This window comes from Amorphoplanes friuliensis DSM 7358, from assembly GCF_000494755.1.
Lineage (GTDB): Bacteria > Actinomycetota > Actinomycetes > Mycobacteriales > Micromonosporaceae > Actinoplanes > Actinoplanes friuliensis.
Map to the genome: position 1 here is coordinate 1,420,672 of NC_022657.1, position 16,505 is coordinate 1,437,176.

The following is a 16,505-nucleotide window of genomic DNA, read 5'->3' on the forward strand; positions in this document are numbered from 1 at the left end:
TCGGGGAGCATTACCTGCATGACCGTTGATCTCCGGGGTGCCACCGACCGATCCGTGCGGCCCGCCCGCGGGCGCCGCGCACGGGGCCCGGCCGCCGCATTGGGGCTGCTCATCGGGCTGTTCCTGGTGCTGCTCGGCCCGGCCGCACCGGCCAGCGCGCACGCGGCTCTGGTCGGCAGCGACCCGGCGAGCGACACGATCGTCCCGGACGCCCCCAACAAGATCACGTTGTCCTTCAGCGAGTCGGTCCAGCTCATCTCCGGCAAGATCCAGGTGCTCGCGCCGGACGGCAGCCGCGCGGACCAGGGCGAGCCCCAGGCCACCGGCAGCACGGTCGTCATCCCGCTGCGGTCCGGCGGCGGCCGCGGCACCTATCTGGTCAGCTACCGCGTCGTCTCCGCCGACAGCCACCCCGTCGCGGGCAGCCTGACCTACTCCGTCGGCGCCGCGTCGACCCCGCCGACCGAGTCCGCGGGCGCCGAGTCGGTCGATCCGGTCGTCCGCGCACTCATCCCGGTCGGCAAATACCTCGGGTACGCCGGACTTGTGCTCCTCGTCGGCCCGGTGCTGGTGCTGGCCCTGCTGTGGCCGCACCGGCTGTCCCGCACCGGCCCGGCGCGGCTCGTCTGGACCGGTGTCGGGCTGGTGCTCGGCAGCACGGTGCTCGCGTTGTGGCTGCAGGCCCCGTACACGACGGGGTCGGGTCTTTTCGGTGTCAGCGGGGCCGACCTGCAGGATGTGCTCGGCAGCACGTTCGGCGCGGTCATGCTCGTGCGGCTCGGCGTGATCATCGCCGCCGCCTTCCTGCTGCGGCCGCTGCTGCGCGGCGACGGTGGCGAGTCGAAAGCCGACCTGGCGCTGCTCGGCGTCCTCGGTGTGGCCGCCCTGGCCACCTGGCCGCTGACCGGGCACCCGACCGCCTCACCGGTGGCCGGCGTCTCCGTGGTCGTCGACGCCATCCACCTGGCCGCCATGGCGGTGTGGCTGGGCGGCCTCGTCATGCTCGTCGCCTTCCTGCTGCGCCAGGCCAACGAGCGTGAGCTGGGCGCGATCCTGCCGATCTGGTCCCGCTGGGCGGCAACCGCGGTGGCCGCGCTGATCATCGCCGGTTCCGTCCAGGCGTTGATCGAGGTCGCGTCGTTCAAGGGCCTGTACGCGAGCACCTACGGCCGCCTCATCCTCGTCAAGATCGGGCTGGCCGCCGTGGTCATCGCGATGGCGGCGGTCTCCCGCAACCTGGTGCGCAGCCGGACGGCCGAGAACGGCCCCGGGCGCCTGCGCCGCATCGTGATGGCCGAGCTGGCCGTCACCGCGGTCGTGCTGGGTGTGACGGCGGCGCTCGTGCAGATCCCGCCGCCCCGGACGGCGTCCGCGGCCGAGAGCGCGAGCACCTCCACGACGATCTCGCAGACGGTCGCCGACGACTCGGTGTCGTTGCAGGCGGACATCTTCCCGGCCACCGTGGGCAACAACTCGATCCACCTGTACGCGTACACCCTGGACAACAAGCCGTTGCCCGTCGTGGAGTGGACGGCGACCGCGGCACTGCCCGCGAAGAACATCGAGCCGATCGAGGTGCCGCTGCTGCGGATCACCGACTTCCACGCCGTCGGGGACATCGCCCTGCCGATGGCGGGCGAGTGGACCTTCAAGTTCACCGTACGCACGAGCGACATCGACCAGTCCACGTTGACGATGACGGCCAAGATCTCGTAATTCCGCGTTCTCCCGATGGCCCGGCCCGCACCCGCGGACCGGGCTATTGTCATACCTCTCGGGGCCTAAGTAACCGTTTATCCATTTTGGTGTTATTTCGGTCTGTATGGTCTGCGCAGTACCACCGAGAAGGGGGAGATCAGATGCGGGTGTTCCGCACGATCCTCGGCATGCTGTTGCTGACCGTCGGACTACCGACACTGCTGGCAGGAGGCGCTTTCTGGGCCGCCATGCAGCACCGGGACCCGGGCGGCGCCTTCACCGGCGACATGCAGCGCGTCGCCACATCGGGCTACGCGGTCGTGGTGGACGACTTCGACGGCCTGCTGAAGAACGACGCTCCGTTCGTCCGCTTCGGCGACACCCGGATGCGCCTCACCGCACAGTCCGGCGGCGCCCCGGCGTTCATCGGCATCGCCCCGGCATCCGACGTCAGCAGATATCTGACCGACGTCCCGCAGATCGGGGTCTCGTCGATCGACCTCGGCACGGGCGCACTGCCGGTGACCAGCAAACTCCGTCCGGGCACCATCGCCCCGGAGCAGCTTCCCGGCCGCCAGCGCTTCTGGCTGAAGAAGGGCGCGGGCACCCTCGACTGGAACCCGGCCGAACTGCGCGACACCCGGTACAGCCTGGTCATCATGAACCCGGCGGCCCAGCCCGGCGTACGCCTGGAGAGCACGGCCGCCGTCCTCCCCGGCTGGCTCAACCAGGCCACCTGGGCCCTGCTGATCCTCGGCAGCCTGCTGGTCATGGTCGGCATGATCGTCCTCGGCTGGCCGTCCCGCCGCCGCGAAGTCGTCTACATCGTCGAACCCAGCCAGGTCCCCGACCTGATGCAGGCCATCGGCGCGCCGCTGCCCCTGAGCCGTACCGGCGGCGGCCGCCACGCGGGCACCCACCGTCCGCGGACGCTGGCGGACTCTCAGCCGCGGTCCCGCCCACCGGCGCTGACCTGGCCGCCCTCGTCGTCCTCACCGTCGTCGGGCCGCGGCTCGGCCATCCCGATGCCCGCAGCACCGGTCTCCGGAGCGGCGACCTCGGTCACCGAACCCGCCATGGCAACCGCCTCGGCCGCCTCCGGTGCTTCCGCAGCACCGACCCCGGTGGCTGCGGGTTCGGTGGCAACGGCTTCCTCCACGGCGGCTTCCTCTACGGCGGCTTCCTCTACGGCGGCGCCTGATTCGGCGGCTTCAGGTTCCCCGGCCCCCGGTGCCGTGACCTCTGGCTCCGCGGTCTCTGGCTCGGCGACCTCCGGCTCTGCAGCTTCCGGTTCGGTGGCACCCGCGCAGGCCAAGCCGGCTCCGGGTGAGCCGCTCAACCTCATCTCGACCAGCCCGGCTCCTGGATCGGTGTCCGACCCGTCACCGATCACGTCGCCTGCCGACCCGCTGTTCAGCCGCAGCTCGACCGCCGCCCCGGACCGCGCAAACCGGCGCCGTAACGCGGCACAGCCGACGGACCTGCCGATCTTCGAAGCCTCTGCGGTGGGCGCCTGGGTGGCGGAAACCGCCGCAGCCCGCGCCCGCGAAACCGAAGCCCGCGCCGCCGCAGCCCTCAACGCCTCCCGCAAGTCGACGGCTGCCGCCTCGGTGCCGTCCGGCTACGACGTTGTGGTCGTCGGTCTTACGGAATCGGCAACCGACAGCGCCGCTTCCCCTGCCGCCGGCAAGGCCGCTCAGACTCGCGACCTTTCGGCAGCTGCCGCCGGCAAGGCCGCTGCAAACCAGGACCTTTCGGCAGCCGCCGCCGGCAAGGCCGCTGCAAGCCAGGACCTTTCGGCAGCCACCGGCCGCGCGGACCAGACCACCGCCGCCACCAAGCCGGAAGAGCCGAACGCCATCGCCACGGTGGCCACCCGCCTGCAGCCCGCGACTCCGGCCGGCGAGGAAAACACAACATCCTCGACCGAGTCCGCTTCCGCGGCCGGCAAGGTCGTGCCCTCATCGGTGACGCCGACCGCCCCCAAGGCGGCCGACGAATCCCGGCCGGCCGCACCCAAGCCGCCTGTCCCCGCTCCGCCCAAGCACCCTGTGCCCACGCCGCCCAAGCCCCCCGTCCCCGCCCCGCCCAAGCCCGCCGGCGACACCGACTCCAGGTCGACTGTCCCCTCCACGTCTGCGACGGCTGGCGAGGTCCGGTCGGCGACGGATTCGGTTGTGCCCGCCATGAAGGCCGGCGAGGCTCGGCCGGCAGCAGCGGAGCCGGTCGCGTCTGCCATGAAAGCCGGCGATGCGGCGTCGGCCGCGTCGGATTCGGCGGTGTCTGCCGTTAGGGCCGGCGAAGTCCGCTCGGCGGCGCCGGATTCGGCTGTGCCCGCCGTGAAGGCTGGTGAGGCCCGGTCAGCCGCGTCGGACTCGGCCGTCTCCGCTAAGTCCGCCGTGGAAGCTGGGTCAGCCGCGTCGGAATCGGCGGCAGCTGCCGCGAAGGCTGGCGACGCTCGGTCGGCCGTCCCGGGATCGGCCGTCTCGGCCGCTTCTGCCGCGAAAGCCGGCGAAGGCCAGTCGGTCGCACCGGGATCGGTCGTCTCGGGCGTCCCCGCCGGGTCCAAGGCAGTTACCCCGCCCAAGGCCGAGGTGGCCGGGCCAACGGGGTCGAATTCGGCAGACCAGGCTGCAGGGCAGGTTTCCGCACCGAACGTGACCAAGCCGGCCGCCGCTCCGAGCATCTCGTCGGCCGCCGCCAAGGGGACCGATTCCGCGTCGGCTGATGACCTGACGTTGCCCGCTTCGAGAGAGGCCGGCGCGGCTGGAGGAAACGCTTCTCGGATCGCCGGTCCTGCGTCGGCGGCAGCCAAGGCCGCCGCGCCTCAGGTTGCTCGTGAAGGTGTTTCGGCTGCGCCGCGGATCGCCGACGAGGCCGGTGAGGGTGGGAAGGCCGCGCCTCAGGTGGCGGCCGAGAGCTGGCTGATCGCTTCCGCGGGTGCCGCGGAGGGCGTGCCGATCACGCCGCGCGGCGCAGCTGAGGAAGCGGCTGCTCGGGCCGCCGCAGCCGGTGCCGCTGCTACGAGGGCGGCTGCCAACGCCGCGGCTGCCCGGGCGTCCGCAGCGGAAGCTGTCGAAGCATCCGAGGCCGCCAAGTCGAAGGCCGCCACGTCCGGTGGGGACGGCACTGCCGCGCCTGCGAAGGCTGCCCGGCCTGCCGGTGCAACCCCGCGGAACGCGCTCTTCGGCGGGTCGGCGACCCCGGGCTGGGCGGCGGCCAGCGGGCTGACCCGCGCGGACTCCGGCCGGGTCGGCGTGGCCAAGACCCCTGCCGCTGACAAGCCGGAGGCAGCGAGCCCGGCCGCCAAGGGCCGGCCGTCGGCTGTCCCGGCCGAGAAGCCGGTGCCGAAGCCGAACCCGACCAGCCCGAACCGGCCGGTTCCGACCACCCCGGCCCGGCCCGCGGCCTCGACCAAGCCGCCGGCCGGCAGTGACAGCCCGGCGGGGGAGTCCACGACGGCGGCCCCGAGCCCGGGGAACCGTCCCGGGTCGTCGGCTCCGGCGCAGTCGACCGGTCCGGCGCGGTCGGGCGGTCAGAGCAGCCCGATCACCTCGCACCACATCACGCAGTCCGTGCCCGGCGACGGTGGGACCGCGCGGCCGACCGGCCCTTCCTCGGGGTCGAAAACACCGACCTCGGCGGGCACCGACCCCGCCGGGCCGAACCCGGCCCAGGCCGCGACGGCTGGGCAGGGGACAGCATCGGGACCGACGACCGGGGGAAGCTCGACACCCGGTTCGGCGGAGAAGCGGGTTCAGACCCCGGCCGCGCAGAACACCGCGCCGACCCCGACGCGGCCCGCTCCGACCGACCCGGTCCCGGTGCCGCCGAACAGCCCGGCCCAGCCGCGGCCTTCGGTGCCCGGCCCGTCGCGACCCTCGGATCCGGATCGGGAGCCTGTTCCGGCCGCTCACGGTACGGGCGGCGGCGTCCGCAGCGCGAGCCCGGTCACGGACCCGGCCGCCGACCCGCAGCGCAACAACCCGGTTTGGCCGATCAACTCGGCCGGCGTTCCGAACGCGGCAGCCCAGGCGGACGCGGGCCAGCGAATCACCGAGCAGCGGATCGCCGGCCTCCGCCCCGCAGTCGAGCAGCCCAGGACCGAGCAGCTCAAGTCCGAGCAAGCCAGGAACGAGCAGCTCAGGTCCGGCCAGGCCGGTAACGAGCAGCTCAGGTCCGACCAGGCCAGGAACGAGCACCTCAAGTCCCAGCAGGCCAGGAACGAGCAGCCCAGAACCGGGCAGGCCGGATCCGAGGCGCAGAGGCTCGAGACGCAGAAAGCCGAAGCGCAAAAGGTCGAATCGCCGAAGACCGAACCGCTGAAGGCAGAGGCGCAAGCCACGACGGTGCAAGCCACGACGGCGCAGGCCACGACGGCGCAGACCGCGGAGGCGCAGACCACGACAGCGCAGCAGGCCGAGGCGCCGAAGACCGGACAGCAGGCCGCAGCCGGGCTGCCCAAGGCCGAGCCGGACAAGAGCGGCGACGCAACCGCCACCAACCCTGAAGCTCCGGCGAAAGAGGACAAGAAGCGGAAGGCCGAGAGCTCGCTGTCGCGCCTGGCCGGGTACAAGGCGGAGGTTGCGGAGCTGCTCGGCGGGGATTCCGCGGCACGCCGGCGGCGGAAGAACACCACCGCGTCCGGGTTGCCCGCGCCGGATCCTGCGTCGCAGGAGCCGCCGATCAAGTTGACCCGGCCGGATCGGAAGGGTGGCCGGCGGCAGCAGCCGCCGCAGGACTGAGTTCAGGAAATTCGGGCGGCCGCGACTCTCCACCAGGAGTCGCGGCCGCCCTCGAGGTTTTGGTGGGAAAGCCGAAAGGGCCCTCCGCGCTGCCGACGCGGAGGGCCCTTTTACCGGGGGAAACGGAGTAACCGAAGGGGGGCTTCGTCCGTTAAGCACAGTTTAGCCCGTGGAGGGGCGAACTGGGTAGTCCTATCCCCAATACGGACAATGTGGGGTGAAACTGCAGGGTGGGGGTGTTGCGTCCCGGACGGGTGGGTACCGGGACGCGGCGACGCGCGCGGCATGTTCCGCGTAGGCTGAGCCCGTGGCGGATCTTCTGGTGTGGATCGACTGTGAGATGACGGGTCTCGACCTGGGCAAGGATGCCCTGATCGAGGTGGCCGCACTGGTGACCGATCCCGATCTCAATGTTCTGGGCGAGGGTGTCGACCTCGTCATTCACGCCGACGACGCGTCCCTCGACGCGATGCCCGAGGTGGTGCGCGACATGCACGCCAAGTCGGGCCTCACCGAGGAGGTGCGGCGCTCCACGGTCACCATGGCCGAGGCCGAGGCGGCCGTCCTGGCGTACATCAAGGAGTTTGTCCCTAATCCCCGCAGCGCCCCGCTGTGTGGCAATTCGATTGCCACCGACCGGGGTTTCCTGGCCCGGGACATGCGCGAGCTGGACGACTTCCTGCACTACCGGATGATCGACGTCTCGTCGATCAAGGAGCTGGCCCGCCGGTGGTACCCGCGGGTGTATTTCGGTCAGCCGCAGAAGGGCCTGGCCCACCGCGCCCTTGCCGACATCCGCGAGAGCATCCGTGAGCTGGAGTATTACCGCCGGACGGTCTTCGTCCCGCTGCCCGGCCCCGACGTCGACCAGGCCCGCGCCATCGCCGCCGAGCTGTAGGGCGTCACCACCGAAACGTGAGGCGCGCCGCGCGGTAACCCGGTCGACGTCAGGCCGGATGGTGCGGCTATGCTTGTCCGGCACGTGCCGCGGGGGTCGTTCCGCGGCAAAGCGGCATGGTGGTCGTAGCTCAGCTGGTAGAGCACCGGGTTGTGGTCCCGGGGGTCGCGGGTTCAAGTCCCGTCGGTCACCCTGAAGTAAGCGCAGGTTGGAACGCCTGGCCGCGAAGCGGTCAGGCGTTCTGCTGTTGAGGTGTCCAATTTTGGGAGCCGATTGGGAGCGGCAGCTCCAACAGAACGGCCGTCGATGGTCGCTGAAGTTGTCGACGCGGGTCGTCGGCATGGAGAGGCGCTGGCGACGAGGCACCTGCAACAAGAAGCACCTTTACTCCTTACGGCTGATAGGACTTGGTGCCGGCGATGTCCTGCCAAACCTCACGGGCGCAAAAATCTCTCGCGCCTAATCTCGTGCAAGCCCTATGACAGTGGAGCGGTGGCTGAGCTTGAGGTCGAAGACGCTACCTACTTTGCGGCGCCACTCAGCGGGCGCGGGATCTAAGGGCCGCCCATCTCTCTAGGACCGGCCCGGCTCGCCGCGACACAGGCGTGGTCGCTGGCTCGGCGGCCAGGCCGACCCACTGATCCGCTGCCCCTGAGAGATCAACTTGGGTTTCGATCAGCGACCCCAAGCTTCAGCCTTTATCACAAACGGCGGGTGCCATACTAAGGCGGTTGTGCTGTGCGAGGAAGTGCGAGGTAGTCGGTGGGAGTAAGTGTTAAACAGCTGACAATGCGCTGGCCGACGCGTTCAGTCCGGAAACAGATCGCGAGCCGAGCACGCCATCACAGGGCCATGCTGGGCGCCGTTGGCGCTTTAGAGGCGGCATCAGTAGATAACGCTCCGCTACGCAAATTGTGTACGCTCGTAGCCTATCGGGCGGTTCGTCAGAACCAGATCACCAGAGTTTCCTCCGCTTTCGCATCCATCTTTTTCATAGCGCCTGCATTTTACCTGTTCGCGCTTGTTCCCCTCTTCTCTCGCCCGCTAATCACGCTGATAGCCATGATCGGTATATGTGGAACACTGCTTTTGACTCAGAGGTTTAATGGAAACGACGTGAGCAAGTTTTTCATTACGCTAGCCATTGTCGCGCTGTTCTTTCTATCTTCTCTGCTTTGGCTCGCGTTGGCCGATCGCCTGAAATCCGCATGGGCGGGCCCCCTAGACAATTTGCGCAGGGCGGCGAGCCTACTACAAGAGCTGGCCATGGTGATGGGTTTGCTCGTTATGTTGCTTGCCATGGCTTTTCTGACCGTGAGCATCCTGCAATCCGTCGTATCGAAAATTGAGCACCGCAACGCCCCTCGGCCAGTCATATTTTTCGCGATGTTGAAAATGTCAGAAGTGGCGTCAGACGCGGCCAAATTCGAAGATGATGAAGTCCGTCGTTACTGCGTGAATCGCTTGGAGAACGCGGCTCGATGTCTTGAAAAAGGATTAGCATGGCAGCTTCGTCTTGCTTCGCCAAGCTTCAATAGTGTAGTGCAACATCGCATGAGAAGCGCTGCCGAAGCGGTCCGAGAACGACAGGTTTGGCTCACTCTCCCTGAGCCGCAGACTGGACAAGATTTATTGCGGTTTAGTCTTGACGTGATGAGCGCCGTAGCTACAGGGCGATATGGTGAACTGCCTCTCGCAAGCTCGGAGATAACCACAAAGGTTAAGTTCGTCAACGCTCTTATGGGCACCGGTCGAATCGTCCTTGGAGCGATCGTACCGGTGTCCTTAGTGGTCGCTCTTGATGCTACGAATGTTTTACGAGGCGGCGCGACTAGCGTAGCCCTTTATGCCGTTGCATCCATATTGGCAATCATTTCTATCATGACATTGATTGATCCAGGTTTTACTTCAAGGATCGCGACGGCGAAGGATGTGGTAGGCATGTTCAAAGAAGCTGGTGGATTTAAGTAATAACCTCACGGCTGTGAGACCCAGTGCAATATCAAACGTTCGTCACTGGATGGCACCCTGCCGAATCTAATGCATTAGTCGGTATGTTCCATGGCCTACGTGACCATCAAGGGAAAGCCGCTACATAGGAGCGGAGTGCGTCAACAGTGCCGCGTTTAGAGACGGTACCGCCGAGGTGGGTGACAAAGTTGCCCTCATTTTCAAAGCGGCCAGCCAGCGTTGTTGAAGCGCATCACGGACTTCGTTGAGCATGCGGTCGGTGACGTGGCTGTAGACCCCTCGCATGCCGGGCACCTCGTGGCCCATCTGCTGCGACTGGGCAACGTACGGGATGCCATCCTCGTCCAGCCACGTCTGATAACCGTGCCGTTGACCGTGCGGAGTCAGGCCGGGCAGTACCGGCAGCCATGAGGCCAATCGCGAGTCTTCGGTGACCCGGGGCCGGCCCCGTCCTTGCGGCGCCACGTACTCCTGGCCCGCCTCCACCGCCGGCCAGGGCGGCAGAGGCTTGCCGGGCCATGGGTGTCGATAGTCCACCAGAACCGGCATGCGGTCGCGCTTATCGGAGCGTCGCGGATACCAGCCATCGGCGGCGGGCCGGAATACCCTTTCGCTGAAATTCGATCGCCGGTAGTGACGGCCTTCAGCAGTGAGGAACGTGTACGCGTCGCCCGTGCACCACGAAATCCCGTCCTTGTCGTCGAGCTGAGGAACGCAGGAGCATTTCAGCGGAACCTTCGACGACAGGTGATGACTCAGCAGGCCGTTCAGAAAAGGTGGTGTCGCCACCGTGCGCATCGATCCGTCTTTGGGCCGGCCCCGGTAGAACCGGCCGTTGAGTTCGTACAGTTTCCAGTGCACGTCGATGGCATCGTCGTGGATGAGTTCAGGCGGCAGGGCCAACATCTCACTCCAACGGCAGCCCGTGTATTGAATGGTGATGTCCGCGATGAACGTTGCGTCCAAACCGGAGATGATCGCCGCCCTTTCGGCTATCAGCAGAGTTTGCAACGGAGACGCCCATACCTTGGACTCCTTCTCGATGCGCTCGATACGGCTGCTGCCCTTCCTGCCCTTTCCCTTGCTCTTGGCGGCCGGGTTCAGGGGTATGTACCGCGGGACGGCGTCGCCCAGCGTCGTAGAAAGAGCGCCGCGGGCGTTTGATGCAGTCTTCTTGGAGTAGCCGGACTTGACCAGCTTCATTTCCCATTTGGCGATTCCCTCATTGGTCAGGGACATCAGGGTGCTGTCGCCAAATTCGGGAAGGACGAACACCTCCAGCAGGTAGCGGTAGCTGTCCAGCGTGCTGGGTTCGAGGTCGAGTGCGGGAAACCAGATATTGACCCACTCGGTGACTGTCATTCGGCCGCCGCGAGGATCGACGTACCGGCGTGCGCGGATGGCCGCCTCCTGATCGCGGCCGTACTTCAGAGCCGCTTTCTCCGTCTGGAATCCGGGCTCGGATTCCAGGGTCCCGTCTGGTCCGCGCCAGCGGGCACGCCACAGACCCCCGCGTTTTTCCGCATACGCCATTACTTGCCCTTCCTTGATACTTCGGCTTTCAAGCTGCGATCCTGTCCTGCTGATGTGTACGCCTGGCTCGCGGTTGCAGCGGGACGAGTCCCGGATCGGCGCACTCCACCGCGGGCCGCCTTTTGCTACGAACCGTAGGAACGATCGGCGGCGCCTGGTAGCCGGAACTCCCTGGTACCTGCTCGAATTCTCGGAAGATCTGCCATAGGTGCTCGGGGGAGAAGCGATAGCTGCCGCCCAGCATGGAAAAGGGGATTCGGCGGGCCGCCGCCTTTTTCTCCAGCCAGCTTTTCTTGACTCGAAGAATCTCGGCAGCCTCTTCGAGGGTGAAGATTTGGGGGATCGGTCCGTGAGCATCCGGGGACGGCGGGGTCACGCGGCCTCCTTGGAAAGGGCGTCGGGCCGCGCGGAACGGCCCGACAGCGCCCGTTCCGCGCATGAGGGGTGTTGCAGGGGCACTGAGGAATCAGGCTGACTGACGGACCACGTGGAAGCCGCCTGAGAGGCCCGCCGAGCCATGATCGGCCATGGCTCGGGTGGTCCGGATGGGCCGGACCGGCAGAGGGCGTCTCAGCGGGTCAATCGTCGGCGTCGGGCAGCCGTGGTTTGTCGCTGTCGTCAGGAGGGCTGAAACATCTCGGCATCTCGGCATCTCGGCAAAGGTGCCTCTGAGCTGCGGTTATGTCTGCCGAGATCTTTTACGTGCCGGTTCAAGATCTCGGCAACCGGCCATGATCTCGGCAGATTGAGGTGGGTTGGTTGCCGAGATGCCGAGATGGTGCCGAGATCTTGAGATCGATCTCGGCAGAGTGTTTCCGCAGCTAGAGGCAGGTGCCGAACCGGTTTGCCGAGATGCCGAGATGTTTCAGCAGGTTCTAGGGGTCAGCCTTCGTGTTGCTCGACGTGGAACACGGCCCGGTTGCCGCGTTCGTGCTTCCCGGCTCGGATGACGTACTCGCCGCGCCAGCGGCCGTTCTGCCCGGTGAGCAGCCGGCCGAGTTGCAGCGGGTTGGGTAGCCGCCCGGTGGTCGTGGTGATGAACTGTCCGTCCCATCGGTCGATGTGCATGCCGTTGAGCAGGTCAGGTTCGGCGTCGGCGCGTAGCTCGGCGGCGGTCATCGGGGTGTTGCCGTGCCGCTCGTGCCAGGCGGCGAGGAAGGCTTGCCAGCGGCTTTCGTCTTCGTCGATGTCGCGGACGTCGGCGAGGTTGGTTAGGAACCCGGTTATGCCGTGGTGGGTGAGGAACCCGCCGAGGGCTTGCGCCCACGGGGTGAACTGGCGCATCGACAGGCTGGTGACCTTGGGCGCGTCGTTGCCGGTCCAGTCGAGGATCAGGATGAGCAGGTGCCACAGCACGGTGAGCTGGTTCGCCGGGACGGTGATCCACTGATCAAGGTGGGGGATACCGAACCCGGACTGGTCACGTGCCTCAGGCCGGGGCATGTTCGGATCCAGGTGGACCCGCACGGTGCGCGACGCCATGTCCCCGCCGACCTGGAGGTTGTTGCCGGTCGCCATCCACAGCCGGTCGTTGACCGCCGCCATCGTGTTGTTCGTGCCCAACGACCGGTCGGACCAGACGCCACCGGTGACCAGCAGGGCGAGGTTGGCCGAGTCGATGACGGTGCCCTCGGCAAGGTTGTCCCAGATGACCACCCCGACCTGCTGAGCGAACACACTGGTGATCGACTTACGGAGTTCCTCCTCCGTGTCGGCCCACGGCAAAACCCGCTGTCCGTAGAGCATCCCCGGCCCGGCGGTCAAGATCGTCTTGCCGGATGCGGGCATGGTCGCGTCGATCAACGCGAACGGGGTCAGCGACCGGACGAAGCGGCGCAGCACCGGCGTGGCCAGCAGGGCGAGGTAGTTCGCCCGGTCGGCCGGCCCGGCCCACGGGAAGTCCCGCAGGAACCGGTCCAGCAGGAACGTGCGGGCGGCGGCGACCTGCACCGGGGTCGGCTTGTCCGGCACGGGCGCCAGCGCGACCTTCGAGGCCAGGTACAGCCCGGTCGCCGGGTCGTAGCCGGGTTTCTGCAGCAGCGTGCCGTCACGGCGCAGGACCGGGGCGCCGATGATCCCGCGCAGCGGCGGCACCTCGGGCCACGTCTTCGCGACCAGCGCGGAGGCCAGCGCGTCACGCGGCGGGGTGAACTCTTCCTCCACCAGCTCGGGATCTCCGTTGGCGTCCTTGCGGGTGCGCATCCGATACACGTAGGCGTGATCGGCAAGCAGCCCGGCCAGCGACGCCGGGTTCAGCGGACTGGAGGCGATCGGCAGCGGCGAGTCCTCATCGGCGGCGACGCTGGCGAGATCGCCGGACACCTGCTCGGTGTAGACCAGTGCGCCACCGGCGACGTAGGTATCGGGCAGCACCCGGCTCCGCAGCGCCGTCTTGAGAGCGCGGATGGTCTCGGGTCCGGTACCGACCTTGATCCGGGGCCGGTCGTCGGTCATGCGGCCACACTCCTCGGGTTGCGGGCTCCGGCGGTCAGGCCGGAGCGGATCGTGCGGGCGGTCTCGCGGGCGGTCAGGCCGAGCGAGCGGGCCGCGGGTTCCAACGCGTCGGTCACCTGCTGGTCGGTGAGCGCGCCACCGGCGGCGAGCTGGCCGAGTGACTGCGCGGCCATCCACAGCGCGTCGTTGCGCCCGCCCTCGGAGGCTCCGGCGAGCTTGGTCAGGGTGCGGTCGATCGCGGCCCGGACGTAGCGGCCGGCCCGGTCGGCGCCCAGCACGACCGGCACGGCCGGGCGCGGCGGTTCGGGGTACAGCGGCTCGGCGAGCCACCGGGGCAGCAGCTCGGGTGCGGTGTCGTCCAGGACGGTGTAGGTGTGTGCGCCGATGACGGAGCCCGCGGCGACGACCAGGCCGCCGTGAGCGCGGGTGTCGATCAGCGGGCCGAGGCCGCGCCCGGACTCACCGCGGGTGTTGCGCAGTGGGCTGCCGGTTGCCGGGTGGCGGAAGTACAGGTGCGTGCCGCCGGACGCGGTGCTCACGGTGTAGGTGTTCGGGAACGGCTGCCCGGCCCGCTGGCAGAGGACGGCGAAGACGTCGCCACCGTCACGGACACCTTCGGTGACCCACTCGGCGGGCAGAACCGTGCCGGGCTTGGGCATGTCCAGGTCGATCACGATCAGGCGAGACGGGCCGCAGGCGATGCCGATGTTGTACGGGATGCGCTGCCACGCCCGGGTGATGCGCTGCGGGTCGGTGGTGGCGCGCCCCTCCCATCCGGTGTGTCCGGTCCGGCAGCGCAGGTCCGTGCGGGCGCAGCGGTCCTCGGCGTGGTCGGGGAATGCGGGCCGTTTGTCGCCGGGGCGCAGCGGGAAGACGTGCCAGCCGCGGGCGGCGGCCGACAACGCCGCCGCCCGCAGGCTGTCAAGGCATGAGACGGGCATGGTGATGCCTCCCGTTCGGGTTTCGGATCAGGTCAGGCGGAAGTGCGGGCCTGCCGCACGGCGTCGAGGTCGATCAGGTCCGCGCCCGCGGTGCCCCGCTGTGAAACCGGCCGTACCTCGGCGGCGACGGCCAGGCGTAGATGCACGCTGTGGCGGCCCTGGTCGCCGGTGCCGTGGAGCCTGCGGCGGGTCGAGCGCCAGAGCAGCCGCCCCGCCTCGTTCAGCGCGATGAGCGCGGCGTCGAGTTCGGCGTCGGTGCCGTTGAGCCAGATCTCCAGACCGGTCAGCTTGGCGTCAGTACGGAAGTTGGGCTGGTCCGGTGTTCCGCTCGCCCCGCGCGGTACCCGGGCGGCCATCACGCGGCCAGGTCGAACGGGTCGCCGGTGATGGCCTCCACCACGCAGGCCACCAGGTCGCGGGCGGCCGGTGGGGTGACGGCGTTGCCGAGCATCCGCACCTTGGCCCGTTTCGCGGTGCCCAGCAGCACGTAGCCGGGCGTGAACGCCATCCCGGCGCGGATCTCGTCGACGGTCAGCATCCGGAACGTGCAGTCGTCGACGTCGACGGCGGTGCCGAGCAGGGCGTCACCTTCGACGGTGGTCTGCGCGGGCAGTGGCATCTCGAGCGGGCGCAACCGGCCGGTGTCGTAGCCATAGGTCAGATGGTCGAAGCCGATCAGGGACTGGTGACCGGCGGTGGTCAGCGCCCGCATCGGCTCGCCGACCGGGGTCGACATCTCCGCCCCGCCGGTGTTGTTGCGCATGAGCAAGCCCTGATGGGTGCCCGCGGCGGCGACAGTGAGCAGCGGTGAGGCGTCGGCAGGTTTGGCGACGCCGTTGTTGCGCAGCGGGATCACCAGTGCGTTCTCGGCCCGGGCGGTCTGCGCCCGCATCGGGTCGGCGACGGTGCGGGCCAGCTTGCCGTCGCGGCCCTCCACCGGCACGAGCAGCGGCGGGCAGGCCAGCGCCTTGGACGCCGTGGTGTGCACGGTCCGCAGCGGCTCGACCAGCGGCCAGGTACGCACTCCGGGCCGCCGTTCGAAGGTGTTCCCGGCTGCTTCCAAGCTGGAAGGCCCGGCGTAGCGGGCCAGCCCGGCGCGGATCCGGGCCAGGGTCTTGGGTTCCAAGGGCTTGACCCGTTCCCCGATGCGCTGTGCGGGCACTGCCCAGTCGATGATGGCGGCAGCCGGAAGGGCGTACGGGGAGACTGCCCGGCCACGGCACGCGGTTGCGGGACAGCGGTAGGTGTACTGCTGGCCGTAGCGCATCGTGCGCCGCACTCCAGGCCGCTTGTCGACGTAGACCGCCCGCACGTCGCCGCACCGCGGGCACCATGCCCGCGGCCGGGTCCACTTCGCGAAGTCCGGCGACCGGCCACCCGTACGCCAGAACACGAAGTACACCCGATCGCGCAGCTGCGGCGCCCCAGGGCCGTACGCGGTCGCGAACGCGCTGTTGAGCACGACGATGCGGTGCTCGTAGCCGAGGAGTCGCATCCGGCGCAGCCACTGGTCCAGGTGTGACCACTTGAGGACGTCGGTGACGTTCTCCACGATCACCGCCCGGTACCGGTGGACCTCGGTGAACCGGGGGACGTCCTGCATCAGCATCCGGGAGCGCACCGCCGCCTCATCCGGCAACGGCGCCTCGTCGTCCTGCTCGAACAGGTTGCCCTGCACGGGTTTGCCGTCGTAGTCGACCTTCATGCCCTTGGCCTGCGACCAGTTCGTGCACTCCGGTGAGAACCAGCCGATGTCGGTGGACGGGTGCCGCCGTGGGTCGATGCGGGTGATGTCCTCGCGGTCGTGGTCGGCGTCGGGGAAGTTCGCGTTGTGGGTGTCCACGGCGAGCTGCCAGTGGTTGGAGGCCATCACGACGCGCACGCCGGGGACCTGATGCATCCCGGTCGAGCTGCCGCCTGCTCCGCAGAAGTAGTCCGCGACGGTGAGGGTCATGCGGCACCGCCGAAGCAGTCGCGGTGCCCGCACGGCAGTGCGCCACGGGCGAGAGCCGCCGGGGTGGACAGCTCGTAGAAGCGCTCGCCCGGGTTGCTGTCGGGCAGGCAGGCGGGCCGGATCTCCCATCCACCGGCGGCGAACGGCCCGCTGCGCTGCTCGGCCGGCGTGTCGGCGGTGTCGGGGTGGTGCAGGACGCGTTCGATGCGGTGGGCGGCCGGGTCGGCCGGGAAACGCAGGGCGACGGCGGTGAAGCCGGTCGAGTGCTCGTTGGCGGGGATTCCCTCAACAGCGGTCGTAGTGGCGGTCAT

At 68.5% G+C, this 16,505-nt stretch carries 11 protein-coding genes and 1 tRNA gene; 5 read left to right on the top strand and 7 right to left on the bottom strand.

Features of this window, described 5'->3' with window-relative positions:
- Positions 1-9 precede the first annotated feature (9 nt).
- The 5 genes from AFR_RS06580 to AFR_RS45880 all read left to right on the top strand — a co-directional run bounded on the left by AFR_RS06580 (position 10) and on the right by AFR_RS45880 (position 9,312).
- Positions 10-1,716 (top strand): copper resistance CopC/CopD family protein, encoded by a 1,707-nt coding sequence (locus tag AFR_RS06580; RefSeq protein ID WP_438829936.1) that lies wholly within the window; start codon positions 10-12, stop codon positions 1,714-1,716.
- A complete protein-coding gene (locus AFR_RS06585; RefSeq protein ID WP_148307884.1) occupies positions 1,641-6,443 on the top strand; it encodes a hypothetical protein in 4,803 nt (1,600 codons plus the stop codon). Before AFR_RS06580 ends, AFR_RS06585 begins: the two co-directional genes overlap by 76 nt.
- A 307-nt stretch (positions 6,444-6,750) precedes the next feature.
- Positions 6,751-7,341 carry an oligoribonuclease gene (orn, locus tag AFR_RS06590; RefSeq protein WP_023359122.1) on the top strand — a complete coding sequence of 197 codons (591 nt, stop codon included), beginning with the start codon at positions 6,751-6,753 and terminating at the stop codon, positions 7,339-7,341.
- A 119-nt stretch (positions 7,342-7,460) separates the two neighbouring features.
- Positions 7,461-7,533, top strand: a tRNA-His gene (locus tag AFR_RS06595).
- A gap of 924 nt (positions 7,534-8,457) precedes the next feature.
- Complete coding sequence (locus AFR_RS45880; RefSeq protein WP_148307885.1) at positions 8,458-9,312, top strand: hypothetical protein; 855 nt, start codon at positions 8,458-8,460, stop codon at positions 9,310-9,312.
- Positions 9,313-9,432: 120 nt separating this feature from the next.
- Here the strand turns inward: AFR_RS45880 and AFR_RS06600 are convergent, their stop codons facing one another.
- The 7 genes from AFR_RS06600 to AFR_RS06625 all read right to left on the bottom strand — a co-directional run bounded on the left by AFR_RS06600 (position 9,433) and on the right by AFR_RS06625 (position 16,505).
- On the bottom strand, positions 9,433-10,845 hold the full coding sequence (locus tag AFR_RS06600) for a tyrosine-type recombinase/integrase (protein ID WP_023359123.1): 1,413 nt from the start codon (positions 10,843-10,845) through the stop codon (positions 9,433-9,435).
- 28 nt (positions 10,846-10,873) lie between these two features.
- Positions 10,874-11,221 carry a helix-turn-helix domain-containing protein gene (locus AFR_RS44825; RefSeq protein WP_158510512.1) on the bottom strand — a complete coding sequence of 116 codons (348 nt, stop codon included), beginning with the start codon at positions 11,219-11,221 and terminating at the stop codon, positions 10,874-10,876.
- Positions 11,222-11,727: 506 nt separating this feature from the next.
- Entirely contained in the window at positions 11,728-13,299 is a 1,572-nt protein-coding gene (locus AFR_RS06605; RefSeq protein ID WP_023359124.1) for a hypothetical protein, read from the bottom strand.
- Positions 13,296-14,240, bottom strand: coding sequence for a bifunctional DNA primase/polymerase (locus AFR_RS06610; protein ID WP_023359125.1), 945 nt, complete (start codon positions 14,238-14,240; stop codon positions 13,296-13,298). The genes AFR_RS06605 and AFR_RS06610 overlap by 4 nt, the downstream gene beginning before the upstream one ends.
- A 32-nt stretch (positions 14,241-14,272) precedes the next feature.
- Entirely contained in the window at positions 14,273-14,596 is a 324-nt protein-coding gene (locus AFR_RS06615; protein ID WP_023359126.1) for a hypothetical protein, read from the bottom strand.
- A complete protein-coding gene (locus AFR_RS06620) occupies positions 14,596-16,194 on the bottom strand; it encodes a DNA cytosine methyltransferase (protein WP_023359127.1) in 1,599 nt (532 codons plus the stop codon). The genes AFR_RS06615 and AFR_RS06620 overlap by 1 nt, the downstream gene beginning before the upstream one ends.
- Entirely contained in the window at positions 16,191-16,505 is a 315-nt protein-coding gene (locus AFR_RS06625; protein WP_023359128.1) for a hypothetical protein, read from the bottom strand. Before AFR_RS06625 ends, AFR_RS06620 begins: the two co-directional genes overlap by 4 nt.

Bases quoted from the DNA above. Each gene is read 5' to 3' on its own strand.
- AFR_RS06600 (WP_023359123.1), bottom strand. From the start codon at position 10,845: ATGGCGTATGCGGAAAAACGCGGGGGTCTGTGGCGTGCCCGCTGGCGC.
- AFR_RS06615 (WP_023359126.1), bottom strand. From the start codon at position 14,596: ATGGCCGCCCGGGTACCGCGCGGGGCGAGCGGAACACCGGACCAGCCC.
- AFR_RS06625 (WP_023359128.1), bottom strand. From the start codon at position 16,505: ATGACCGCCACTACGACCGCTGTTGAGGGAATCCCCGCCAACGAGCAC.
- AFR_RS06610 (WP_023359125.1), bottom strand. From the start codon at position 14,240: ATGCCCGTCTCATGCCTTGACAGCCTGCGGGCGGCGGCGTTGTCGGCC.
- AFR_RS06620 (WP_023359127.1), bottom strand. From the start codon at position 16,194: ATGACCCTCACCGTCGCGGACTACTTCTGCGGAGCAGGCGGCAGCTCG.
- AFR_RS06605 (WP_023359124.1), bottom strand. From the start codon at position 13,299: ATGACCGACGACCGGCCCCGGATCAAGGTCGGTACCGGACCCGAGACC.